Annotated in this window: 19 protein-coding genes; 9 read left to right on the forward strand and 10 right to left on the reverse strand. The window is 63.0% G+C overall.

What is annotated here, in order from left to right; all coding sequences use genetic code 11:
* Nucleotides 1–289 precede the first annotated feature (289 nt).
* Nucleotides 290–1,642, forward strand: a complete 1,353-nt coding sequence (gene glmU, locus ACIQ17_RS12570) for a bifunctional UDP-N-acetylglucosamine diphosphorylase/glucosamine-1-phosphate N-acetyltransferase GlmU (protein ID WP_398468998.1) — start codon at nucleotides 290–292, stop codon at nucleotides 1,640–1,642.
* Nucleotides 1,643–1,660: 18 nt separating this feature from the next.
* Here the strand turns inward: glmU and ACIQ17_RS12575 are convergent, their stop codons facing one another.
* Nucleotides 1,661–1,903 (reverse strand): hypothetical protein, encoded by a 243-nt coding sequence (locus tag ACIQ17_RS12575; RefSeq protein ID WP_398469000.1) that lies wholly within the window; start codon nucleotides 1,901–1,903, stop codon nucleotides 1,661–1,663.
* A 194-nt stretch (nucleotides 1,904–2,097) separates the two neighbouring features.
* Here ACIQ17_RS12575 and glmS point away from each other — a divergent pair, with 194 nt between their 5' ends.
* From glmS to ACIQ17_RS12590, 3 genes are all read left to right on the forward strand, one after another.
* Complete coding sequence (gene glmS, locus ACIQ17_RS12580) at nucleotides 2,098–3,924, forward strand: glutamine--fructose-6-phosphate transaminase (isomerizing) (RefSeq protein ID WP_398469002.1); 1,827 nt, start codon at nucleotides 2,098–2,100, stop codon at nucleotides 3,922–3,924.
* Between the two features lie 194 nt (nucleotides 3,925–4,118).
* Nucleotides 4,119–4,883: a DUF502 domain-containing protein gene (locus ACIQ17_RS12585; RefSeq protein WP_398469004.1), complete on the forward strand. Its 765-nt coding sequence runs from the start codon at nucleotides 4,119–4,121 to the stop codon at nucleotides 4,881–4,883.
* 50 nt (nucleotides 4,884–4,933) lie between these two features.
* Nucleotides 4,934–5,236: a hypothetical protein gene (locus ACIQ17_RS12590; protein WP_398469006.1), complete on the forward strand. Its 303-nt coding sequence runs from the start codon at nucleotides 4,934–4,936 to the stop codon at nucleotides 5,234–5,236.
* A gap of 3 nt (nucleotides 5,237–5,239) precedes the next feature.
* Here the strand turns inward: ACIQ17_RS12590 and recG are convergent, their stop codons facing one another.
* Nucleotides 5,240–7,345 (reverse strand): ATP-dependent DNA helicase RecG, encoded by a 2,106-nt coding sequence (gene recG, locus ACIQ17_RS12595; protein WP_398469008.1) that lies wholly within the window; start codon nucleotides 7,343–7,345, stop codon nucleotides 5,240–5,242.
* 190 nt (nucleotides 7,346–7,535) lie between these two features.
* Here recG and ACIQ17_RS12600 point away from each other — a divergent pair, with 190 nt between their 5' ends.
* Nucleotides 7,536–7,823 (forward strand): succinate dehydrogenase assembly factor 2, encoded by a 288-nt coding sequence (locus ACIQ17_RS12600; protein ID WP_398469041.1) that lies wholly within the window; start codon nucleotides 7,536–7,538, stop codon nucleotides 7,821–7,823.
* Nucleotides 7,823–11,344: a transcription-repair coupling factor gene (gene mfd / locus ACIQ17_RS12605; RefSeq protein WP_398469010.1), complete on the forward strand. Its 3,522-nt coding sequence runs from the start codon at nucleotides 7,823–7,825 to the stop codon at nucleotides 11,342–11,344. Before ACIQ17_RS12600 ends, mfd begins: the two co-directional genes overlap by 1 nt.
* A gap of 57 nt (nucleotides 11,345–11,401) precedes the next feature.
* Here the strand turns inward: mfd and ACIQ17_RS12610 are convergent, their stop codons facing one another.
* The 4 genes from ACIQ17_RS12610 to ACIQ17_RS12625 all read right to left on the reverse strand — a co-directional run bounded on the left by ACIQ17_RS12610 (nucleotide 11,402) and on the right by ACIQ17_RS12625 (nucleotide 16,585).
* Nucleotides 11,402–11,824 (reverse strand): PRC-barrel domain-containing protein, encoded by a 423-nt coding sequence (locus tag ACIQ17_RS12610; RefSeq protein WP_398469012.1) that lies wholly within the window; start codon nucleotides 11,822–11,824, stop codon nucleotides 11,402–11,404.
* Between the two features lie 71 nt (nucleotides 11,825–11,895).
* Entirely contained in the window at nucleotides 11,896–13,134 is a 1,239-nt protein-coding gene (locus tag ACIQ17_RS12615; protein WP_398469014.1) for a GGDEF domain-containing protein, read from the reverse strand.
* Nucleotides 13,135–13,266: 132 nt separating this feature from the next.
* The gene (locus ACIQ17_RS12620; RefSeq protein ID WP_398469016.1) at nucleotides 13,267–14,769 is read right to left on the reverse strand and encodes an AMP-binding protein; all 1,503 of its coding nucleotides are present in this window, start codon (nucleotides 14,767–14,769) and stop codon (nucleotides 13,267–13,269) included.
* A 4-nt stretch (nucleotides 14,770–14,773) separates the two neighbouring features.
* Nucleotides 14,774–16,585 (reverse strand): extracellular solute-binding protein, encoded by a 1,812-nt coding sequence (locus tag ACIQ17_RS12625; RefSeq protein ID WP_398469018.1) that lies wholly within the window; start codon nucleotides 16,583–16,585, stop codon nucleotides 14,774–14,776.
* 278 nt (nucleotides 16,586–16,863) lie between these two features.
* Here ACIQ17_RS12625 and ACIQ17_RS12630 point away from each other — a divergent pair, with 278 nt between their 5' ends.
* Entirely contained in the window at nucleotides 16,864–17,691 is an 828-nt protein-coding gene (locus ACIQ17_RS12630; protein WP_398469020.1) for an invasion associated locus B family protein, read from the forward strand.
* Between the two features lie 224 nt (nucleotides 17,692–17,915).
* Here the strand turns inward: ACIQ17_RS12630 and hspQ are convergent, their stop codons facing one another.
* From hspQ to ACIQ17_RS12650, 4 genes are all read right to left on the reverse strand, one after another.
* On the reverse strand, nucleotides 17,916–18,248 hold the full coding sequence (gene hspQ, locus ACIQ17_RS12635; protein WP_398469022.1) for a heat shock protein HspQ: 333 nt from the start codon (nucleotides 18,246–18,248) through the stop codon (nucleotides 17,916–17,918).
* A gap of 140 nt (nucleotides 18,249–18,388) precedes the next feature.
* Nucleotides 18,389–19,126 carry a glutamine amidotransferase gene (locus ACIQ17_RS12640; protein ID WP_398469025.1) on the reverse strand — a complete coding sequence of 246 codons (738 nt, stop codon included), beginning with the start codon at nucleotides 19,124–19,126 and terminating at the stop codon, nucleotides 18,389–18,391.
* A 7-nt stretch (nucleotides 19,127–19,133) separates the two neighbouring features.
* Nucleotides 19,134–19,925, reverse strand: a complete 792-nt coding sequence (locus ACIQ17_RS12645; protein ID WP_398469027.1) for a YggS family pyridoxal phosphate-dependent enzyme — start codon at nucleotides 19,923–19,925, stop codon at nucleotides 19,134–19,136.
* A 3-nt stretch (nucleotides 19,926–19,928) separates the two neighbouring features.
* Nucleotides 19,929–20,459: a redoxin domain-containing protein gene (locus ACIQ17_RS12650; protein WP_398469029.1), complete on the reverse strand. Its 531-nt coding sequence runs from the start codon at nucleotides 20,457–20,459 to the stop codon at nucleotides 19,929–19,931.
* 112 nt (nucleotides 20,460–20,571) lie between these two features.
* On the opposite strand from ACIQ17_RS12650, the gene ACIQ17_RS12655 reads away from it, so the two are divergent.
* Nucleotides 20,572–22,041, forward strand: coding sequence for a PLP-dependent aminotransferase family protein (locus ACIQ17_RS12655; RefSeq protein WP_398469031.1), 1,470 nt, complete (start codon nucleotides 20,572–20,574; stop codon nucleotides 22,039–22,041).
* Nucleotides 22,042–22,658: 617 nt separating this feature from the next.
* Nucleotides 22,659–23,408 carry an STN domain-containing protein gene (locus ACIQ17_RS12660; protein WP_398469033.1) on the forward strand — a complete coding sequence of 250 codons (750 nt, stop codon included), beginning with the start codon at nucleotides 22,659–22,661 and terminating at the stop codon, nucleotides 23,406–23,408.
* Nucleotides 23,409–23,462 lie beyond the last annotated feature (54 nt).

The following is a 23,462-nucleotide window of genomic DNA, read 5'->3' on the forward strand; positions in this document are numbered from 1 at the left end:
CGCCCCAAGAGCCCAGTCGCCACATCAGGCGCCGGGTTCCCCTATCTTCATCTGCAAGAAATCCCGTCAGCCAGCCGCGTTGCGGCTCGGCTGAGAAGGAGTCCGCCCATTGGTCGCGCTTGTCAGCCATCCGACGTCTGCGTCGTCCCGTCGCCCCGAATCACGATCCGACATTATCAGGAAACCGTCGCCAACCTGACGTCGTGAAGCCACGACGTGCAGGAAAGCGATTTCCGGCGGCGGCGAAAAGCCGCTATGACGTCGGCACAGTGGAAACGAGGACTTTGCAATGACCGGCAGGACCAGCCTTACGATCGTACTCGCGGCCGGCGAGGGGACGCGGATGCGATCGTCGTTGCCGAAAGTGCTGCATCAAGTGGCGAACCAGTCGCTGCTCGCGCATGTGCTGATGGCAGCGCCACAAGGGCCGGGTGCTGCGCTTGCGGTTGTGGTCGGGCCGGATCGCGAGGACGTTGCCGCGGAGGCCACGCGTGTCCGCAGCGATGCATCGACATTCGTGCAGCGCGAACGGCTGGGCACCGCTCATGCCGTGCTGGCCGCGAAGGAGGCCATCGCGAAGGGCGCCGACGATCTCTTGATTGCGTTCGGCGATACGCCGCTGATCTCGGCCGCGACTTTCGAGCGGTTGCGGGCGCCACTCAAGGACGGCGCTGCGTTGACGGTGCTCGGTTTTCGCGCGCAGGACCCGACCGGCTATGGACGGCTGCTTGTCGATGCCGGCGAACTCGTAGCCATTCGTGAACAGGCCGATGCAAGCGAGGCCGAGCGCAAGGTCGACCTCTGCAACGCCGGTGTCATGGCCTTTGCCGGCAAGTCGGCGCTCGCCCTGATCGAGAAGATCGGCAAGGCCAACAGCAAGGGCGAGTACTACCTGACCGATGCGGTCGAGATTGTTCGCAGCATGGGGCTCAAGGCAACCGTCATCGAGACCGACGAGGACGAGGTTCGCGGGATCAACACCAAGGCGCAACTTGCTGAAGCCGAAGCTATCATGCAGGCCCGCTTGCGCACGGCAGCGCTGGATGCAGGCGTCACCATCGTCGCGCCCGAGACGGTGCATTTGTCCGCTGATACGCGTTTCGGCAAGGACGTGATGATCGAGCAATATGTCGTGGTCGGTCCGGGTGTCAGCATCGCCGATGGCGCGGTTATCCACGCCTTCTCCCACATCGTTCAGGCAGACATCGGCAAGAAGGTTTCGGTCGGTCCCTATGCGCGATTGCGGCCAGGGACCTCGCTGGGCGAGGGCGTGCGGGTGGGCAATTTCGTGGAGATGAAGGCTGCGAAACTGGCGGCGGGCGTCAAGGTCAATCACCTCACCTACATCGGCGACAGCGAGATTGGCGCTGGCGCCAATATCGGCGCGGGCACGATCACCTGCAACTATGACGGATTCAACAAGGCGAAGACCATCATCGGCGCCGGGGCGTTTGTCGGCTCGAACTCGTCACTCGTTGCGCCGGTGAAAATCGGCAGCGGGGCCTATATCGGCTCGGGGTCGGTGATCACCCGTGATGTGCCGGACGATGCACTGGCGGTAGAGCGCAACGCGGTTGCGACGAACGAAGGCTGGGGCAAGCGCTTCCGCGACAAGCATGCGGGGCTGAAGAAATCGAAGTGACACGTCCGGGAAGCGGCGCTACTTGCCGGATTTGGGCTTCAGGAACCAGTTGCGACGTGGCGCCTTGACCGGCTCGTCAGGCAGGATATTGGGGTTGGGTGGAGGCTCGTGGGCCGGTGGCGTCACGGTGTCGCGCATCGGCGGCGGCCAATGGGCGAGGCGGCTATTGTGCATCTCGATCTGACGCAGCCTGATCCCTGCGATGGATCGCGGCTCTCTCGGATTGCGCGGCTCCCACATGATCAGTACTCCATTCCGCATCAGAGTCTTCAGGAATAATGTTGAGGCTTTGTTAAACGCCTGGAGCAAAATCGCCGCTGAGACCCGTCAACTTGTCTCAATCGGCAATAATTATTGAGTACCAAGGCATTCGAGATTCTCGCTAAGAGGGTTCCGGAAAAACGTCCTGACCATACGGGACAACTTTACGATTTTTACTGGGGATCACTTCGCGCATGTGCGGCATCGTCGGAATTCTGGGGCGTAAACCGGTCGCTGAGCAGATCGTGGATTCGCTGAAGCGGCTCGAATATCGCGGCTACGATTCCGCAGGTGTCGCGACGCTGGAAAACGGCGAAGTCACGCGGCGACGTGCGGAAGGCAAGCTGAAGAATCTCGAAGCCAAGCTCGGCAAGGAGCCGCTGGCCGGCCATGTCGGCATCGGCCACACGCGCTGGGCGACCCACGGCAAGCCGACCGAAGCCAATGCGCATCCCCACGCCGCCGATGGCGTTGCGGTCGTGCATAACGGCATCATCGAAAATTTCCGTGAATTGCGCATCGAACTCGAGAAGCAGGGTGCGGTGTTCGCCAGCGAGACCGACACCGAGACCGTTGCGCATCTCGTCAATTCCTTCGTCAAGAAAGGTGCGAAGCCCGTCGACGCCGTGAAGCAGGCGCTGCCGCGCTTGAAGGGCGCCTTCGCGCTTGCCTTCGTGTTCAAGGATCACGACGACCTCATGGTCGGTGCGCGCAAGGGCTCACCACTGGCCGTCGGTTTCGGCGATGGCGAAATGTATCTTGGCTCCGATGCCATCGCGCTGGCGCCGTTCACCGATGACATCTGCTATCTCGAGGATGGCGACTGGGTGGTGATGAGCCACAAGGGCTGCGAGATTTTCGACGAGAGCAATAATCCCGCCAAGCGCGAGGTGCTGAAGTCGGGCGCGTCGGCATTCATGGTCGACAAGGCGAATTATCGCCACTTCATGGCCAAGGAAATTCACGAGCAGCCGGAAGTCGTCGGTCACACGCTGGCCCGCTACGTCGACATGGCGAGCGAGCGGATTTTGCTGCCGACCGAGCTGCCGTTCGATTTCAATGACATCCAGCGCATCTCGATCGCCGCGTGCGGCACTGCGAGCCTCGCCGGCTGGGTCGCGAAATACTGGTTCGAACGCTTTGCGCGGTTGCCCGTCGAAGTCGATGTCGCCTCCGAATTCCGTTACCGCGAAGCACCGGTGCGCAAGGGCGATCTGGCGATCTTCATCTCGCAGTCCGGTGAGACCGCCGACACGCTGGCGGCGCTGCGCTATGCCAAGGCCGAAGGCATGCATACGCTCGCCGTGGTCAACGTGCCGACCTCGACGATTGCGCGCGAAAGCGAGACGGTGATGCCGACGCTGGCCGGGCCAGAAATCGGTGTTGCCTCGACCAAGGCCTTCACCTGTCAGTTGATGACGCTCGCCGCGCTTGCGGTCGCTGCCGGCAAGGCGCGCGGTCTGCTGTCGGATGCCGACGAGGCGAAGCTCGTTCATGGACTGGTGGAAATTCCGCGCCTGATGACCGAAGCGCTGACGCACGAGCACGAGATCGAGAAGCTTGCGCGCGATATCGCCAAGTCAAAGGACGTGCTCTATCTCGGTCGCGGCACCAGCTATCCGCTGGCGCTGGAAGGCGCGCTGAAGCTCAAGGAAATCTCCTACATCCACGCCGAGGGGTATGCCGCCGGCGAACTCAAGCATGGGCCGATCGCGCTGATCGACGAGACCATGCCGGTGGTGGTGATCGCGCCTTACGACAAGGTGTTCGACAAGACCGTCTCCAACATGCAGGAAGTCGCCGCGCGCGGCGGCCGCATCATCCTGATGACCGATGCCAAGGGCGCGGAAGAGGCGACGGTGGACTCGATGGTCACCATCGTGATGCCCGACATGGCCGCCGCCTTCACGCCGCTGGTCTATGCGGTGCCGGTGCAACTGCTTGCCTATCACACCGCCGTGGTGATGGGCACCGACGTCGATCAGCCGCGAAATCTCGCGAAATCGGTCACCGTAGAGTAGGGCCGGATTGTCGCAGGTCCCGGCTGACCAGCCGGGATTGCGACGATTTCAATGGGTTGTGTTCCATTTTCGGACGATCCTTGTGGGATCGTCCGAAAGGTGACTTTCCCCGCACTGGCGAAATCCTGCTAGGATACCCACCAGAGTGGCCGGCGTGCCGTCGCATGTCGTTCCAGCCAGATGCAGAGAGATTGATGCAGCCCACCGATCTGCCGCCGACACCGCCTTTGGGCGAACTGCCGCCCGATGCCCCGCGGGGCTTCATGGCGCGCATTCGCAATTACTTCCTCACCGGCCTGATTGTCGCGGGGCCGATCGCCATTACGTTCTATCTGACCTGGTGGTTCGTCACCTGGGTCGATTCCATCGTGCGCCCGCTGGTGCCGGAGGCCTATCGGCCGGAGCAATGGCTGCCTTACGGCATTCCGGGCTCGGGCCTGGTCGTTGCTTTCGTCGCGCTGACGCTTCTCGGCTTCCTCACCGCCAATCTGATCGGCCGTTCACTGGTCGATCTCGGCGAAAACCTGCTCGGCCGCATGCCGGTGGTGCGCGCGATCTATCGCGGTCTGAAGCAGGTGTTCGAGACGCTGTTCTCCGGTAACGGATCGAGCTTCCGCAAGGTCGGCATGGTGGAGTTTCCATCGCCGGGCATGTGGTCGCTGGTGCTGATCTCGCAGCCGCCGAGCGTGGAAGTGTCCACCAAGATCCCCAGCGAAGAGGAGCATATCTCTGTGTTCCTGCCGTGCGCTCCGAATCCGACCACGGGCTTTTTCTTCTATGTGCCGAAGAGCAAGCTGATCGAGATCGACATGTCGGCGGAAGCCGCGGCGACGCTGATCATGTCGGCCGGCGTGGTGCAGCCTGGTTCCGATCCGCAGAAAAAGATCGCGGCTTTGGCCGAGATGGCGAAGAAGTCACGCGCGGCAACGGTGACGAAGCAACCTGCGAAGGTCGAGTGAACCGAGAATCCGCTGACAGCGGTCGTCTCGATCTTGGCCGGGGCAGGTGAATGCGCACTATCAAGACATCGACACTCGTATGGGCGATCGTCGCCGTCAGCGTTCTGGTGACCGGGGTGACCGAGTTGCGGATCGCCGGCTATGGCCATCCCTGGCTTTCGGTCTGGATGGCCTATGCGGCGTTCTTCGTGAATATCGCATGTTCGGGCTTCGGATTTTCGACGCCCGAGCGGCCGTGGTGGATCGCCAATGCTGCGCTGAGCGTGCTGGCCATCACCTATATCGGCTCGCCCACGATCCCCAGCGCCTGCTGGACATTCGGGCGGACCTTGTTCGCGCGACTCTCCGCCTGAGAATTATCCAGCACCTAGCAGCGATATCGCCTCGTCGCGCTCATACAGATAGAGCAGGCAGCGCAAGGCCTCGCCGCGTTCGCCGGTGAGTTTCGGATTATCCTGGAGTATCCGGAGTGCCTCGTCGCGGGCCTGCGTGATCAGCTGTGCATGCACTTCCGAGCGTGCGATGCGGTAGCCGGGAAGACCGGATTGGCGCGTTCCCAGCACGTCGCCTTCGCCGCGCAGCTTGAGGTCTTCCTCGGCGATGCGGAAACCGTCGGTTGAATCCTTGATCACCGTGAGGCGTTTCTTGGCGATTTCGCCCAGTGGCTCGCGATAGATCAGAAGGCAGGTGGAGGCTTCGGAGCCGCGACCGATACGGCCGCGGAGCTGATGCAGCTGTGCGAGGCCGAAACGTTCGGCATTCTCGATCACCATGATGGTCGCGGCAGGTACATCGACGCCGACCTCGACCACCGTCGTTGCGACGAGGATCTGCGTTTCGCCGGCAGCAAACCGCGCCATCGCCGCATCCTTTTCCGGCCCGCGCATGCGGCCATGGACGAGGCCGACCTTGTCGCCAAAACGCTGTTGCAGGCTTTCGAAACGCTCCTCGGCATTGGTGAGCTTGGGGCCGTCCATCTCGGATTCTTCGACCAGCGGCACGATCCAGTAGATGAGTTTGCCGCTGTCCACGGCACGGCCGACGCCGTCGATGATCTCCTGAAGGCGGCTCGCTGAAAACGTGCGCGTCTCGATCGGCTGGCGGCCCGCAGGTTTTTCGCGCAACTCGGAGATATCCATGTCGCCGAAATAAGTCAGCACCAGTGTGCGCGGAATCGGCGTCGCCGACAGCACGAGGACATCCACCGCGGAGCCCTTGTTGGTCAGCGCCAGCCGTTCGCGGACACCGAAGCGATGCTGTTCATCGACAACCGCAAGGGCAAGGGATTTGAAAATCACGTCGTCCTGGATCAGCGCATGTGTGCCGACCAGAAAGTCGATCTCGCCGGCTTCCAGACGTGCGAGAATGTCCTTGCGCTCGCGTCCCTTTTCGCGGCCAGTGAGGATCGCGACGGTGAGCCCGGCGCGTTCTGCGAGCGGAGCGATGGTCTTCACGTGCTGGCGTGCGAGAATCTCCGTCGGTGCCATCAGCGCCGTCTGCTTGCCGACCTCGGCGACAGCCGCAGCGGCAAGCAGGGCCACCACGGTCTTGCCGGAGCCGACATCGCCCTGCAGCAGGCGCAGCATCCGCACCGGCTGTGTGAGATCGTTTGCGATGGCCGCCGACGCGCTTTGCTGCGACGGCGTCAGTGCATATGGCAGCGCATCGATGATCTTTCGCCGCAGCGCGCCGTCACCGGCGTTGCGGTCACCTGCCGGACGGCGCAGCTGCGCGCGTACCAGGGCGAGCGCAAGCTGGCCAGCCAGCAACTCATCATAGGCAAGGCGTGACCAGAACGGGCCGTCCGGGAGGATGTCCGTCAGTTCCTGCGGGACGTGAACGCGCTGTAGCGCATCTGCAAAAGACGAAAATTTGCAGCGCCTGATAACCTCGGCACCGATCCATTCCGGCAAATCAGGCAGCTTCGTCAGCGCCTGGGCGATCGCCTTGCGCAGCGCAGTGATCGCCAGGCCTTGCGTCAGCGAATAGACGGCATCGATGCCCGTAAGTTTCGCAAAGCCTTCCTCGTCCACCACGCGGTCGGGATGCGTCATTTGCAGCATGCCGTCGAACAGCTGCGTGGTGCCGGAGACGTAGCGTTTCTCGCCCTCGGGCAGCAGCTTTTCGATCTGGCCGGGATAGGTCCGGAAATAGGTGAGGATCACCGTGCCGGTATCATCGGCGCAATACACCAGATGCGGTGCGCGGGAACGGCCGGGCGGTGGCGGGCGGTGCCGCTCGACGATCACCTCCAGCGTCACCATGGCGCCGATCTCGGCCTCGTTGATCTTTGGCCGCTGGCGGCGGTCGATGACACTCGCGGGCAGATGCAGCAGCAGATCGACGATGCGCGGTGTCTCGTCGCGGCCGAGCAGGAAGCGGAACAGTTTTTCCTGCTTTGGTCCGATCCCGGTCATGGCCGTGATCGGTGCGAACAGGGAATTGAGCACTTCTGGGCGCATGGTCGACTCATGGAACGGCAGAATTCGCCGGATACCGCCAGACTTGGCGGCATTTTGGAGCGAAAGCAATCCGCGCAGGCCCGTATTGCGTGCGTGAGGTGCTGACAACGGGGCAGGCGGTCGCTATATGCACCCGGCCCGGCATGTCCGGGCTTTTGGCGTTTCACTTCAGCGGCTTGGGAACGGACGGATGACGGGTACGACACGATCGAGCAACGGGCTGGATGATCGCCGCAAGCGGCTTCTGTATCGCTGCTGGCATCGCGGCACGCGCGAGATGGACCTGATCCTGGGCCGCTTCGCGGACGCCGAAATCGGCATTCTCGCCGATCTGGAACTCACGCAGCTCGAAGCGCTGATCGCTCTCGAGGACCCCGAGCTCTATCCGGCCTTTGTCGGCGACACCGAGCTCGCGCCGGAATATCACACGCCGCTGTTCGCGCGGATCAAAGAGTTCCGCAACCTGGACAAGGCCTGATGAAGTCTCCCGTCGCGTCGCCGGCCTCGCAACTTCTGCCCGGCAAGGCGTTGACCTTTGCCAATGTGAGCGAGGGCGCCGAAGGCCTGATCGTCGCCGATCTCGCGCGCGCGATCGCCGCCAAACCGAAGCCGCCGGCGGTGAGCCTTGCGGTGGTGTGTCGCGACGGCCCCCGCATGCAGCAGCTCGCGCGTGCGCTTGAGTTTTTCGCGCCGGACCTGCCGGTGCTGCAATTCCCGGCCTGGGATTGCCAGCCTTACGATCGCGTCTCGCCTTTCGCCGGCGTTCTCGCGCAGCGCATGACCGCGCTGGCGCAGCTGTCGCGCCTTACCGGCAGCGACAAGCCGATGATCGTCCTGACCACCGTCAATGCCATGGTGCAGCGGGTGCCGACGCGCGACATCGTCGCCGCCCAGGCACTGTCCGTGGCGCCCGGCAATGTGGTGCCGATGGACAACATCGTCGCCTGGCTCGAGCACAACGGCTACAGCCGTTCCTCGACGGTGCGCGAACCCGGCGAATATGCCGTGCGCGGCGGCATCCTCGATCTGTTTCCCGCCGGCCTCGAAATGCCCGTGCGTTTCGATTTCTTCGGCGACAGCCTGGAATCGATCCGCACCTTCGATGCCGAGACCCAGCGCACGCATCTGACGATGCGCGGGCTCGATCTGGTACCCGTTTCCGAATTCCAGCTTGTCACCGAAACCATCCGCCGGTTCCGCATGGGCTATGTCGCCGAATTCGGCGCGCCGGAGCGGGACGACCAGCTCTATGAAGCGGTCAGCGAAGGCCGCCGCCATCCCGGCATGGAGCACTGGCTGCCGCTGTTCCAGGAGAAGATGGATACGCTGTTCGATTATTTCGATCGTACGCCCATCCTGATGCAGTCGCTGGCGGAAGATGCCGCAAGCGAGCGTTTCAAGCAGATCCAGGACTATTACGAGGCCCGCAAGGACGCCATGGGCATGTCGGGCGGCGGCGCCATCTACAAGCCGTTGCCGCCAGACCGGCTGTATCTCACCGAAGACGAATGGAAGAAGCGGCTCCATGGGAGGGCTGTGGCACGTCTTTCACCCTTTGCCGTGCCAGAAGGAACCGCTGACACTGTCGATGCCGGCGCTCGGCAGGGTCGCGATTTCGCACCGGAGCGTGCCGATAGCTCGGTCAACGTGTTCGAGCGCGTGGTCGCGCACATCCAGTCGCTGCAATCTGCACGCAAGAAGGTCGTCGTCGCACTGTGGAGCGAGGGCTCGCGCGACCGCATGGCGAGCATGCTCCGGGATCACAAGCTGCTCAATCTGCAGATGGTGAATTCCTGGCGCGCCGTGAATGCGGTGCCGCGCAATGAAGCCTCGCTCGCCGTGGTCGGCATGGAGTCGGGCTTCGAGACCGACCATGTCGCCGTCATCAGCGAACAAGACATTCTCGGTGATCGCCTCGTGCGCCCGCGCAAGGCCAGCCGCAAGCTCGACAATTTCATCTCCGAGGTCACGTCGCTCTCGGCTGGCGACATTGTCGTCCATGTGGAGCACGGTATCGGTCGCTTCGTTGGCCTGCAGACGCTGGAGGTCGGCGGAGCGCCGCATGACTGTCTCGAACTGCGCTATGCCAACGAGACCAAGCTTTATCTTCCTGTCGAAAATATCGAACTGCTGTCGCGCTATGGCTCCGACCAGACCAATGTGGAGCTCGACAAGCTTGGCGGCTCCGGCTGGCAGGCGCGCAAGGCCAAACTCAAGAATCGCATTCAGGAGATCGCCGGCGAACTCATCAAGATCGCTGCCGAACGCCATCTGCGCGAGACTGAGAAGATCTCGATCCCGCGCGAACAGTATGACGAGTTCTGCGCACGCTTCCCCTACGAGGAAACCGAGGACCAGCAGAACGCCATCGACGCGGCGCTGCATGATCTCGAAAGCGGCAAGCCGATGGATCGCCTGATCTGCGGCGATGTCGGCTTCGGCAAGACGGAAGTCGCCATGCGCGCTACTTTTGGCGTTGCCATGGAAGGCAAGCAGGTGGCGGTCGTCGTCCCGACCACGCTGCTCGCGCGTCAGCATGCCAAGAACTTTGCCGAGCGTTTCCGCGGCTTCCCGGTGAATGTCGCGCAGGCATCGCGCCTGGTGACGCCGAAGGAACTAACGGCGACCAAGAAGGGCATTGCCGATGGCTCCGTCGACATCGTCGTCGGCACCCATGCGCTGCTCGGCAAGTCCATCAAGTTCAAGGATCTCGGGCTCGTCGTGGTGGACGAGGAGCAGCACTTTGGCGTGACGCATAAGGAGCGTCTCAAGCAGCTTCGTGCCAACGTCCATGTGCTGACGCTGTCGGCGACCCCGATCCCGCGGACGCTCCAGCTCGCGCTGACCGGGGTGCGCGACCTGTCGATCATCGCGTCCGCTCCGGTCGATCGTCTCGCCGTGCGCACTTTCGTTGCCCCGCATGATCCGCTGATGATCCGTGAAGCGCTGCTGCGCGAGCGGTATCGCGGCGGACAGGCGTTTTATGTCGTGCCGCGCATCGACGATCTCGCCGAGGTGAAGAACTTCCTCGACAAGCATGTGCCGGAGATGAAGGTCGCGGTGGCCCACGGCCAGATGGCGCCGACCGTCATCGAGGACATCATGTCCGCCTTCTACGACGGCAAATACGATATCCTGCTGTCCACCACGATCGTGGAGTCCGGCCTGGATATTCCGAACGCCAACACGCTGATCATCCACCGTGCCGACATGTTCGGCCTCGCGCAGCTCTACCAGCTGCGTGGCCGTGTCGGACGCTCCAAGCTACGCGCCTATGCGCTGTTTACGCTGCCGGACAAGCAGAAGATCACGGCGCAGGCGGAGAGGCGCCTGAAGGTGCTGCAGTCGCTGGAGAACCTCGGCGCCGGCTTCCAGCTCGCCTCGCATGATCTCGACATCCGCGGCGCCGGCAACCTGCTGGGCGAGGAGCAGTCCGGCCACATCAAGGAAGTCGGATTCGAGCTGTATCAATCGATGCTGGAGGAGGCGATCCTCGCGCTCAAGTCCGGCATCTCTGAACCGATTGCCGATCGTTGGTCGCCGAGCATCACGCTCGGCATGCCGGTGATGATCCCCGACGATTTCGTCGCGGATCTCTCGGTGCGCCTCTCGCTGTATCGACGTCTCGCCGATCTCGATACCGACGAGGAAATCGAGAGCTTTGCCGCCGAACTGCGCGACCGCTTTGGCGTGCTGCCGGACGAGGTGCGCTATCTCTTCAAGATCGCCGCCATCAAGTCCTATTGCCGCCGCGCGAATGTCGAGAAGGTCGATGCGGGCCCGAAGGGCATGTCGCTCGTGTTCCGCGACAACAGCTTTGCCGAGCCCGAGAAGCTCGTTGCTTTCATCCGCCGCTATGGCAATGCGGCCAAGGTGCGTCCGGATATGAAGGTCGTCTTCCTGCAGGAATGGGACACGCCAGAGGATCGCCTTGAAGGTGCAACGGATATCCTGCGCGACCTCGCCAACCTTGCCGAGAGCGGCAAGAAGGCGGCGTGACGCAAACAGCCGCGGGCATCGCTGCCCGCGGCCGTAACAAGCGCGTATGAAATCCGCTTACTTCGGATATTTGAATTCCGGAGCAGCCTTGAGGGCATCCTTGGTGGTGTTCATCGACGCCACCCACTTGTCATCCTTCAGGCTGACCTTCACCGAAGCCGGGGACACGGCGACGTAACGTTCTCCGACGCCGAGGAAGCCGCCGACCGACAGGATCAGCGCATCCACCTGATTGTTCTTGATCGCGAGGTCAGAGATCTCGCCGACGGTTTCGTTCGCCTGATTGGTAACGTTCAGACCCTTCAGCTTGGACGAGAACATTTCGTCCTTGGACACCGTCGAATACTTCGCCTCGGCAGGCGCTGCGCCCGTGGTGGCTGCGGCGGGAGCCGTCGTCGTGGTGGAGGTGGAGGTGGATTGCGCCAGGGCCGGGGTGGCGAGCAGAGCGAGCGAGGCGGTGATGATTGCGAGTTTTTTCATTGTCGTTGTCTCCGTTTCGGATGTCGCGACAATGCGGGCTTATGAGCATCGTTCCGCATATTGCGGAATTGTCATGAAGCGGCGCGCTGAGCCGCTGCGTCCTGTAATCGCGCGAGCAGCGATTTTGCGGAATCGTCCGGCGTCATGCCGATCACCTTCACGCGCGGATCGTTGCGTGCATCGCGCTTCGGGCCATGCATGGTGTGCTTCATCACAGCGGAGAGTCGCCGGGCGATCATGTGCGCGTTGCGCGGATCGGTCTCGGCGAACACCACCACGATCGATCCATCGGCGCACAGCGTGCCGAAATCGATCTTGCGCATCAGCCGACTGATGATCCGGGCCGCGTCGCGCTGGGCACGCAACGGCATATCCCTGAAAGTGAAGCGTGCTGCCGAAAGGCCACCGCCACGCGTCTGCGTGTGATAGACGGCGGTTGCGAGATCGCGGTCGAAGGCCTCGGGCGTCAGCAGGCCGGTCGTTGCATCGATCAAACCTTCGGATTCGATCGAACGGAGGGTCCGGTTCAGCCGCGCCTCGAAAGCGCGTTGGCGGACCAGCGGCAGCGCGAATTGCGCGACATGATCGGCATCGCCTGCGATGGTTTCGAGATTGGCGAGGTCGTAGTCGAGCCGCGAACCCGGTGCAGTGATGATCACCGGCAAGCTGCGGAAACGGGGGTCTTCCGCCAGCACCGTGAGAAACGCATCGACCACACGCGGCGTGAATCCTTCGCCGATGACGATGCCGTCGAGATCACGGGCATTCAGATGCTTGGCGGCCGCCTCGATGCTCAGCGCACCGACCACGCTCACCCGCTCGCCAAACGCCACCGACAATGCGGGATGGCTGCCGCCGCGGCCGACCAGCATCACCGTCGCATCGTCCAGCGGATCGGGCGCGTTGGTGGTGAATGTATGCAGATTATCGGCAGTCAAACGACGCAGCACCGTGGCGTGCAGGGCACGAACGCGCAGGGCGTTGCGCAACCGTGCGCCAAGGCGCTCGAATTGTCCGCGCTCGCCCATGATCGGGATGGCGTGACCGGGCAACGTGGCCACCGGATCGATGGCGATCAGCGGAATGTAGGGCTGCCGGGCGCTGAGCCTCGTCGCTAGTTGCTCAAGAGCCGGCAACTCCGCGGCGGTCGCCGCTGCCACGACAGCGGCCGGCTGCACCTTCGCAATTGCCTCGAGCGCGGTGCTCCACGTCGCGTCAACGACGGGAAAGATGTGGCTCTCGGCCAGGGCTGTCGCAAATGGCGCAGGTTGCTGATTGGAGATAGCAACGATCGTCGCCTGATCGGACATGCGCACAGAAACCCCACGAGGATATAGGTAGGGTCACGCTAGCGTGATGTCGTTAATGCGTGGTCAATTCGATCCACAACAAACGCCCTGAGATTGTTGGCGTTTTCGAGGTTTTGGCAGCGGGGAAGGGCGCTAGTCGGCCTGGGCGCGATCCCTGAATGCTTCCACCATCAGCGGATTGAGGCCGAGCTCGGTCAGCGCCTCGCGCGCGCGGCCATTGTCGCTGGCGCGGCCGGCGAGACGATAGCCGCTGAGGCGGTCGGGCAATGCGGTGAGCATGGCATTGTCGCCAAGCCGGTTGGCCCATTCGCCGAGGTCCTGCGCGAGGAAGCGATAGCCGCCCACGGCCATGACGCCCGACGGCGGCGCAGTGATGTGCAGGGCGCCCGTTCCGCGGTCGAGCCGGGCCTGATAGCCGGTGTCGACGTAATCGAGCGGCTTGGCCGGGATCAGCCCGTTGCTGGCATCGGCCTGAGCCGTATAGGCGAGCACCGGCACCATCGGGCCGCGCAGACCGAGGGTGCCGCGCGGGGTCAGCAGCGTTTCGCCGGCAACGGCCGAGCCGACGGCGGCGCGCGGTGCGCCATGGGGGCCCGGCATGATGGTGGCCGGCAAGCCATCACTGGCGCGAATGGCACCGAACAGCCCGGCTTCGCCGAACAGATAGACGTCGGTGAATCCGGCTTGTGTCGTGGGCCAGGCGGCGGAGCTTTCCACCTGCTCCGGCGCACGCCAGAGGCCAACGACATGTCGCAACATCGGTGCGCGGTCGAGCAGGCCGCCTTCGGCAAGGCTCTGCGCAAACGGCGCTGGCGCGAGCAGCACATCGCAGCCGGCCTCGACAACCTCGCGCTCGAGCACGGCGCTGTCGAAGGGATGATGCAGCGACAGCACGCCGCCCGACAGCAGCCACGTCACCAGCGATGCGGCGAGGTGGCCGAACGAGGTCGGCACCAGCGCCGACATGATGGTTGCGCCTTGCGGCAGGCCGCTTTCGAGGAAAATCGCGAGGCCGCCGGAGATCAGGTTCAGATGCGTCCGCGGCACGGCGCGGAAACCGTCGGTCGTGATGTCGAAAGTGATGATGGCGGCGCTGCGCGCATCGGGTGTCGGCGGCAGCGGCTCCATGAAGGGGCCGGCCAGCACATGGTCGAGGGGCGTCATGCCTTCCGGCAGGTCATTGCCGAAACCGCCCACATAACGGATCGAGAACGCCTCGGCGGCCGCATTCATGACGAGATCGGCGTGGCTGACGCCGTCGATCCTGCTCGACGTCACGATGGCGCGGGCACCGGTGCGGTTCAGCGCAGTGGTCAGATCATGCTGGCGCCACAGCTGCGGCAGCAGAGCGACGACGAGGCCAGCGCGGTGCGCGGCGAGCACCGTCAGGACGAATTCGATCGTGTTTGGAAGCTGTAAGGCGATGACCGAGCCGGGCGGCAGGCCCATCTCGATAAAGTGCGCCGTGAGGGCGTTGATCTCGCGGTCTGCTGCAGCAAAGGTCAGGCGCTGCGGCGGCGTCTGCGTGATGCGCATCTTGTCGGCGGGATCGACCAGCGCCAGCGCCTGTGGCTGCCGAAGCAGCGAGCGGCGGAATAATCCATCGAGGGTCGGCGAGGTGCTGGGTGAGGTCACGGGATCATTTCCGGTCGGGTGACGGTCTGGCCCACCACGTTTCCGGCAACGTGCCGACAAGCGAGATAGCCTGAGGCCGTTCTATACGATTCCAGCGCGCGAGCCATTGCTCACGTACGTTATACAGAGGGATCGCGTAAGCTCCGGACATCCATGCGCGGTCGAGGGCATGGACGGCGGCGACAAAATCCGGCCGCTCGCGGGCCTTCAGCATGGCGCCGATCATGGCGTCAATGGCCGGGTCCTTGGCGCCCATGTAATTCCGGGTGCCGGGCACGTCGGCGGCGTCCGAGCCCCAATAGAAGGATTGCTCGTTGCCCGGGGATAGCGAATTGTCCCAGCGGTTCGGGAGCATATCGAATTCATAGTTTATGCGGCGCTGGTCGAATTGCACGCCGTCGACGGCGCGGATGGTGGCGGTGATGCCGGCGCGCTTGAGGTCGCGCGCATAGGTCAGCGCGATGCGTTCCTGGTCGCGGGTGGTGACCAGGATTTCAAAACTCAGCGGCGTCCTGTCGGAGGTCTTGCGCAGGATGTTCTTGTCGAGCTGATAGCCGGCGTCTCTCAGCAGCGCGAGGGCTGTGCGCAGGGCCGGGCGGTCGCGGCCAGAGCCGTCGCTGACGGGAAGGCGATAGCTGCCATCCATGATCTCGGCGGGGATCTGAGCGGCATAGGGCTTCAGCAGTTCGCGCTCGCTTCTGTCAGCCGGGCGGGCATAGGCGGAGAGTTCGGAGCCGGCAAAAATGCCGCCGGATCGCGCATAGAGGTCGAAGAAGTAGTTCCGATTGATCCATTCGAAATCGAACAGCAGCGTCAATGCGCGGCGGACGCGGATATCGGCAAACACGGGCCTGCGCGTATTGAAGACCAGGAATTCCGACGGTTTCGGCAGCCCGGTCTTGACGGTGTCGCGGATCACCTCGCCGGATTTCACCGCAGCGAAATTGTAGCTTTCGTGCCAGCGCAGCGGCTCGTTCTCGACCCGGAAATCATAGAGCCCGCGGCTGAAAGCCTCGAACATGCCGTTGGCTTCGCGATAATAGTCGATATGGACTTCATCGAAATTCCATAGCCCGCGATTGATGGGCAGATCGCGGCCCCAGTAGTCGGGATTGCGGGTCATGGTCACACTGGCGCCGGGACGCACATTTGTGACCGTGTACGGCCCCGAGCCCAGCGGCGGCGCCATGGTGGTGTCCTCGAAGGTCTCCGGATCGACCGCATGTTTCGGCAGGATCGGCATCAGGCCAAGGATCAACGGCAGTTCGCGATCATCGGCCTCGGCGATATCAAAACGGATGGTGAGCGGGCCTTGCAGCTCGGCTTTGGTCACCTTGCCAAAGTACTGCCGGAAATGCGGGCGACCGCGCTCCTTCAGAAGCTGCCAGGAGAACAGCACGTCCTCCGCTGTCACTGGCTTGCCGTCCGAGAAGCGCGCCTTCGGATTGACCCTGAAGGTCACGTAGTTGCGGTCATCGTCGGTTTCGACGCTTTCGGCCAGCAGGCCATACAGCGTGAATGGCTCGTTCTGCCCGCGGGCGAGCAGGCTCTCCGTCACGTAGCTTCGCATTTGCTGCACTGCGATGCCGCGCACGATGAACGGGTTGAGACTATCGAAGGTGCCGAGCACGCCCCAGGTGATCCGGCCGCCCTTGGGCGCGTCCGGATTGACATATGGCATGTGCTTGAAATCGGGTGGCAACGCCGGCTGGCCATGCATGGCAATCGCATGCCGGGGGCGGGAATCAGCGGCTGCGCGATCGGTGATGGCGGTGAGCGCAATCAGGGCCGCAAGCAGGCCGTGTACCCACCCCATCCGCAGCCGATTAGAGCGATTTGATTCGGTTGAACTCACGCTGGAAACCTAGCATGGCTGTGCGTTTGCCATATGTACCATGCAGCAAATCATGCTGCTGCCATTGATCTTTCCGTGTTCCGCTGTATTGAGAGCGGGCAATTGACGAGGGCGGCGCAGCCTGTCACGTAACGGCCGTAATCGGCAGCGAGACACCCGGCAACGGGTGACAGTTCACGGGTTATGTCAGCGCCGCCTCCGGGATTATGAGCGCTTCCGTTCAGAAAGGGTTTTCCGCAATGACTTTCCGTCTCTTGGCTGCGTCGGTGTTGCCGCGCGGACGAGGCTTCGCGCTACTGGCGGCGACGGCCCTGACCGCAGGCGTGATCGGTTCTGACGCATTCGCCCAGGCACCGGCCCCGGGCGCTCCGGCAGCCCCGCCGAAAGCCGCTCCCGCTCCGAAGGCTGCGGCCCCGAAGGCTGCTCCGAAGGCCGCCCCGGCCGCTCCCGCCCAGCAGCAGGCCGCTCCGCAGCAGCCGCAGGGTGAGCAGCAGCAGGTTCAGCTGATCTACGCACCGTGGACCAAGTTCTGCCTCAAGGGCCAGGACGCCAATGCCAAGCAGGTCTGCTTCACCGGCAAGGACGGCCGCATCGAATCGGGGCAGCCGGTCATCGCCGCCGTGATCATCGAGCCGGAAGGCGAGCCGAAGAAGATCTTGCGCGTGACGCTGCCGCTCGGCATGCAGCTCGTGCACGGCACCCGCGTGATCGTCGACAACAACGCCCCGGCGCAGAGCCCGTATGTGATCTGCTTCCAGAACGGCTGTATGTCGGACTACGAAGTCACCCCGGAACTGCTGGCCAACCTGAAGAAGGGCCAGAATCTGGTCGTGCAGGCGATCAACTCCAACGGCGCCCCGCTGACGCTGCCGCTGCCGCTGGCTGAATTCGCCAAGGCCTATGATGGCCCGCCGACCGATCCGAAGGTGTTCGAGGAAACCCAGAAGAAGCTGCAGGAAGAGCTGCAGAAGCGCGCTGCGGAAGCCCGCGCCAAGCTCGAAGCACAGCAGCCCGCAGGCGGTGCTGCTCCCGCAGCGCCGGCCCCGGCCAATCCGGCTGCGAAGTAAGCGGGTCGGTCAGACAAACGAAAAGGCGCCCGGTGGGGCGCCTTTTTTGTTGGGCGATAGCGTTTCTATAAATCCAGCCTTCATCCTGAGGAGCGGCCTCTTGGTCGCGTCTCCCAGCGAATGGCGTAGCCATTCGCAAGGGATGGCCGCGAGCTCAGGAGCCAGGCCAACTCATGGTTGGAGACGCGCGCAAGGGCGCGCTCCTCACCATGAGGGACGGAGTTTTAATTCAGCGACTGGTTGCGCTGGCGATAGCCGCCGGTCTTGTCGCGAACGAAGATTTCAGCGACCTGGGAATGGCGGATCGGCTCGCCGGTTTCGTCGGGGACGAGGTTCTGCTCGGACACATAGGCGATGTATTCGGATTCCGAATTCTCGGCGAGCAGGTGATAGAATGGCTGATCCTTGTGCGGCCGGACTTCCTCCGGGATCGACTGCCACCATTCCTCGGTGTTGTTGAACACCGGATCAATGTCGAACACGACGCCACGGAACGAATAGATCCGGTGACGGACGATCTGTCCGATCTGAAATTTGGCAGTCCGCGCTTTGATCATGATCGGTCGAATAGACCAGGATTGTGGCCGATGCTAGAGGCAAAGCGACGGATTTGCGACAGCCGCGGCAGGATACCGCTAACTATATGGTCGCCAGTTCCCGCGCTCGGTCCCGTGTCATTCTCCGGCCGAGAAACCGTTCACCACCGGGCGCTGCCTGTTCCGTTGTGCGTATGGGACAGCCACTCCGCGAACATGGCACGGCCGGCATCAGCGAGCGCTGAACCGTGGCGGCGCGCATCGGTGCGGATGATCCGCGGGTTGATGGCAGCGCCGGCGAGTTCGCAGGCATGGCCGATCAGCCAGGCTTCGAGGTCGCCCGTTGTGTCGGCCTCGGGATGGAACTGGAGCCCGAGCACATTCCGCCCGACGGCAAAGGCCTGGTTGCAGACCGGTGTGGTCGCAAGCAGTGTTGCGCCGACGGGCAGCTCGAAAGCGTCCCCATGCCAATGCAGAACCGGTACGTCCGCCAGATGGCGCAGCGGACCGTTGGCGCCGGCATCGGTGAGTGCGAGCGGCGCGAAGCCGATCTCCTTCACGCCGGTGGAGGCGACCCTTGCATCGAGAGCGGCGGCGATCAATTGAGCGCCAAGACAGATGCCGAGCAAAGGCAGGCCCGCGCGCAGCCGACTTTTGATGAGCGCCAGTTCCGTGATCAGGAACGGATAGGTGTCGGCCTCGTAGACGCCGATCGGTCCGCCAAGAACGATCAGCAGATCGGGCACAAGCGCATCCAGGATGGCGAGGCCGCCATTGGCGACATCTGCATAGGTGAGTTCATAGCCGGCGCGTTCCAGCTCGGTTTCGAATGTGCCGAGCGTCTCGAACGAAACGTGCCGGATGGCGATTGCCTGCCGCCTTGTTTGCATGGTGGCCATCATCGCATCAGGATTTCGGATAGTCCGGCCAATAGTGCCCGTCCGGTGTCGGGCGCTTGCCGAATATGGCTTGTCCCACACGAACGACGTCAGCGCCTTCCTCGATGGCGACTTCGAAATCGCCGGTCATGCCCATGGAGAGTTCAGCCAGACGCGGATCGCGTTTCGCTGCCTGGTCGCGAAGCCTGCGCAGCAGAGCGAAACAAGGGCGCACACGCGCCATGTCGTCGCTGAACAGCGCAAGTGTCATCAGCCCGCGCGGGCGCAGGCGAGGGAACTGGTCGAGACAGTCGACGAAAGGCAGCAAGGCATCCGGATGCAGCCCGAACTTGCTCTCCTCACCGGACGTGTTGACCTGAACATAGATGTCGAGCCAACGGTCTTCGCGCTCCAGCCGCGCATTGAGAAGCTCGGCGAGGCGCATGCTGTCGAGGGCGTGAAACTCGCGCACGAAGCGCGTCAGATATTTTACCTTGTTGGTCTGCAGGTGGCCGACGATGCTCCAGGTGATCGGCAGGTCGTCGAGCACTTCCTTCTTGCCCGTCGCCTCCTGGATCTTGTTCTCACCGAAATTGCGGATGCCCGCCTGGAACGCGAGGCGGAGCACATGGGCCGGAACGGTCTTGGTGATGGGCAGCAGCCGCACGGATGCACGTTCCCGACCGACACGGCTGCACGCATCGGCAATGCGGGCTTCGACGGCTTCGAGATTGTTGCGGAAGGCCGCTTCCGGATCCGGACCGAAGCGGGCGATATCGTCCGGCGTCAGATTTTCGGCGGACTGTGTGGTCGCATCCATGGCTCACCTGCATCCTTCCGGCGCGCACACGCCGTTCACGTCGCTTGTCAGCTCGGTTTGCGCGAGCGGCTGCTCACCGATAAGTGCCATCAGTTCGGCACCAAGCTGCAGATCGGGAATATGGCCGAACACATGACGGCGGAGTTGACCGGCGCGATCGAACAGCAGCGTGGTCGGCGTGCCCTGGAAACCGTAGGTGCGCATGGTGTGCGGCAGGCCGGTGCCGTCCGGCCTGTCGACGCCCACCGGAAAGCGGATCTTGTATTCGTGCAGGAAAGCCCGCAGCGCATTTGGTCCCATCGCCTCGTGATGTTCGAACACGCTGTGGAGTCCGATCACGGCCAAGTCGGAGGATTTGAAGGTCGCCGTAACGCGCTGTGCCTGGGGCAGGCCATCGCTGACGCAGCCCGGGCACAGCATCTGGAAAGCAGTCAGCATGACCACCCGGCCACGCAGCGCCTCCAGCGACAGTGGCGAGGGGGTATTGAACCACTCCGTGGTCAGCCATTCCGGTGCCAGGTCGATTGCTGACATGAGATCTGCCCTCATCATCGGAGCGCGGCGGTGAGTTCGCCCGATGATGTGGTTTACAGATTTCGCTGGACTGTTAAAATGTCCAGTTAGTGCAAATAAGAGTGGTCCAGTTGTGATCAGAAAAGCGGGTGCCGGAGCAACCCGGATCAGCGCGCGGCAGATCTATGAGACCTTGCGCGACCAGATTGCCGCCGGTGTGTTCGGCATTGACGGACAGTTGCCGTCATCACGTAGTCTGGCGGTCGAGCTTGGCGTGTCACGAACAACGATCACCGTCGCCTATGATCAGCTGCTTGCCGAAGGCTTTGTCGCGGTTCGGCAAGGGGCGCGTCCGCGCGTGGTTGCGGGTCTGTTACGGCACGTAACGCCCGTCCGGGCAACGCGCGCGCGCAAAGCGGTTCAGTTGTCGGCCTATGGCAAACGATTGCGGCGTGTTGCGATGGCGCCGGACAGCGATGGGGGCAAGCTGATCGCTGATTTCCGCTATGGCGAACTGGCGGCCGGTGACTTTCCGCAAGCGATCTGGCGGCGCGCCATCCATGCAGCGATGGCCGGGCGAGCGGATCGGCTCGGTTACGATGACGCGTGCGGCTCGCGGCGGCTCCGCTCGGCGCTGCAGGGTTATCTGTGGCGCGCGCGGGGGCTGCGTTGCGATCTCGAGCAGATCGTTGTCGTCAACGGCTCGCAGCAGGGGCTCGATCTCTGCGCGCGCCTGCTGCTCGATGCCGATGATCGTTTCGTGGTCGAGGAGCCCGGCTACGCCATGGCGCGCCACACATTCGCGGGTACCGGCGCCGTGGCCATTCCGACGCCGGTGGATGACGAGGGGCTGGTGACGGACACGCTGGCGCCTGGCGCGGCGCGGCTCGTCTATGTAACGCCGTCGCACCAGTTTCCGCTCGGCAGCGTGATGGCGGTGTCAAGGCGGCGACAGTTGCTGGAATGGGCGCGTCGCAGCAATGCGCATGTGATCGAAGACGATTACGACAGCGAGTTTCGCTACGATATCGATCCGGTGCCGCCGTTGCATACGCTGGACGCGTATGGCCATGTGATCTATCTCGGCACCGTGTCAAAGACGCTGTCACCGACGCTGCGCATCGGCTATCTGGTCGTGCCGCACGACATGCAGGTTGCATTCGCCATGGCCAAGCGGCTGTCGGACCGGCACTCCGCAATGCTCGAACAGGAGGCGCTAGCCTCGATCATCGAGAGCGGGCGCTATGAGAGCCATATCCGCAAGATGCGTCGCCTGCATCGCGAACGGCGCGAGACGTTGCTAGCCGCGCTGCGCCTGACATTCGGGGATCGCGTCGTCATTGCAGGCGCCGACGCCGGGCTCCATGTGGTCGCGCGCTTCCTGGACCTGCCGCGCAAGCTGGAAGCCGAGCTGATCGACACCGCGCGTCGGGTGGGCGTCGGCCTGCATTCGGTGTCAGACCTCTATGCGGCAGCTGTGCGGCCTGATCGCGTCACCCTGATCATGGGCTATGCTGCGCTCGACACCGGACGGATCGAGCGCGGCATTCATCTCCTTGCAGACGCAGTGCGTCTGTGCCGGGAAAGGGCTAAGCGCCGTTAGCTCAGGCCGAGCTCGGCGCGCAGCGTAGAGAGATCCTCAGCGAGTGTATTGACGGCTGCCGCACGCACCTTGCGGTTGGCGTCGGTGAGCTTTTCGTAAAGCATGTAACCGTCGCCTTGTATTTGCTGAGGATCGAACGTGTTGCAGGATCATGGTTTCGCACATCTGCTCGTGATCACTGCTGGACCGGATTCGATCGCACACACTGGCAACTTCAAGTTAGCCTTGAGCCGCGACGAGTTTGAGTGGTGCGTACATCGCGAAAGATCATTCATGGCAGATACGGATCTGCATCGGCGTGATGGATGCGCGACGTTGGCTCGTTGCCTCAATATGATTGGTGGGTTGTTTGATGAGCACGCAAACGGGCCGCTTAGATCTACGTTTGACAAATCGGCTCGGGAGGATGGGGCGTTCGCCTGCGACGCGGCTGATCCGGAGCCAACAGTCAGCACTGCGCGGCTGATAAGATCATTTGATTTCTGTAACTTGCGCCAAGACGAGCCCCGGCCGCGCTCGATTGTCACTCTGTTGTCATCACAGCAGCGGTAATAAGCGCTCGATCTGTAGTTGATCAACCTGCCGATCAGGGGCTGTGATTTTCAAGGTGCCATAACGTGGGGATGAAGTGCTCGCGCGGGCTGGGTCGCCAATGGTTTGCCACTGTTCGGGGGCGCGTCCTCCTGGTTGCATCGATCGCCGTGTTGAACGTGAGCCAATCAACTGCACCGGTTGAAGCAGATGAGCAAGCGCTGTTCCAGTTTGATATCCCTCAGCAATCGTTGGCGTCGGCGCTCGATAGCTACGGCGCGATAACCGGAATCGTTGGCCTTTATCGCGGCGAACTTGCCACTGGACGTATGTCGAAACCTCTCACCGGTCGCTATACGTCCGAGAATGCGTTGACATTGCTGCTCCGCGATACCGGCCTGGCCGCGCGATACGCATCGGTCGATGCTTTCACCTTGGTGCTTTCAAGCGACGACACGCGATCCGCCGGATCGGCTGCGAGAATCGCGAGGGCTGCGATCGCGCAGCAGGATAATGTTCAACGCGATTATTCCGCTCTGCTTCAGGAGCGGATCAATGCGGCGCTGTGCGCGCGGCGTGTGACCCGGCCGGCCGACTATCGTATTGCGTTGAGTTTCAGGGTGGGGTCGATGGGAGACATCGAGCAATTCAACCTGCTTGGGTCCTCCGGCGACGTTGACCGTGACGAGGCGATCGCGGATGTGCTGCGCACGCTGCCCATCGGGCGGCCGGCACCATCGCACATGTCGCAGCCATTCACGATGGTCGTGCTGCCGCAATCGTCGGGCGGAGCTGTCGACTGCCCCGCGATCAGAAGCGCCTTGCGTCATGGCTAAAATTCTTGGATCGCCGAAGGCGCCGCAACTCGCGCCAGAGCACGGCAATAAGCC

It is taken from the genome of Tardiphaga sp. (assembly GCF_044340795.1).
Classification (GTDB): Bacteria; Pseudomonadota; Alphaproteobacteria; order Rhizobiales; family Xanthobacteraceae; genus Tardiphaga.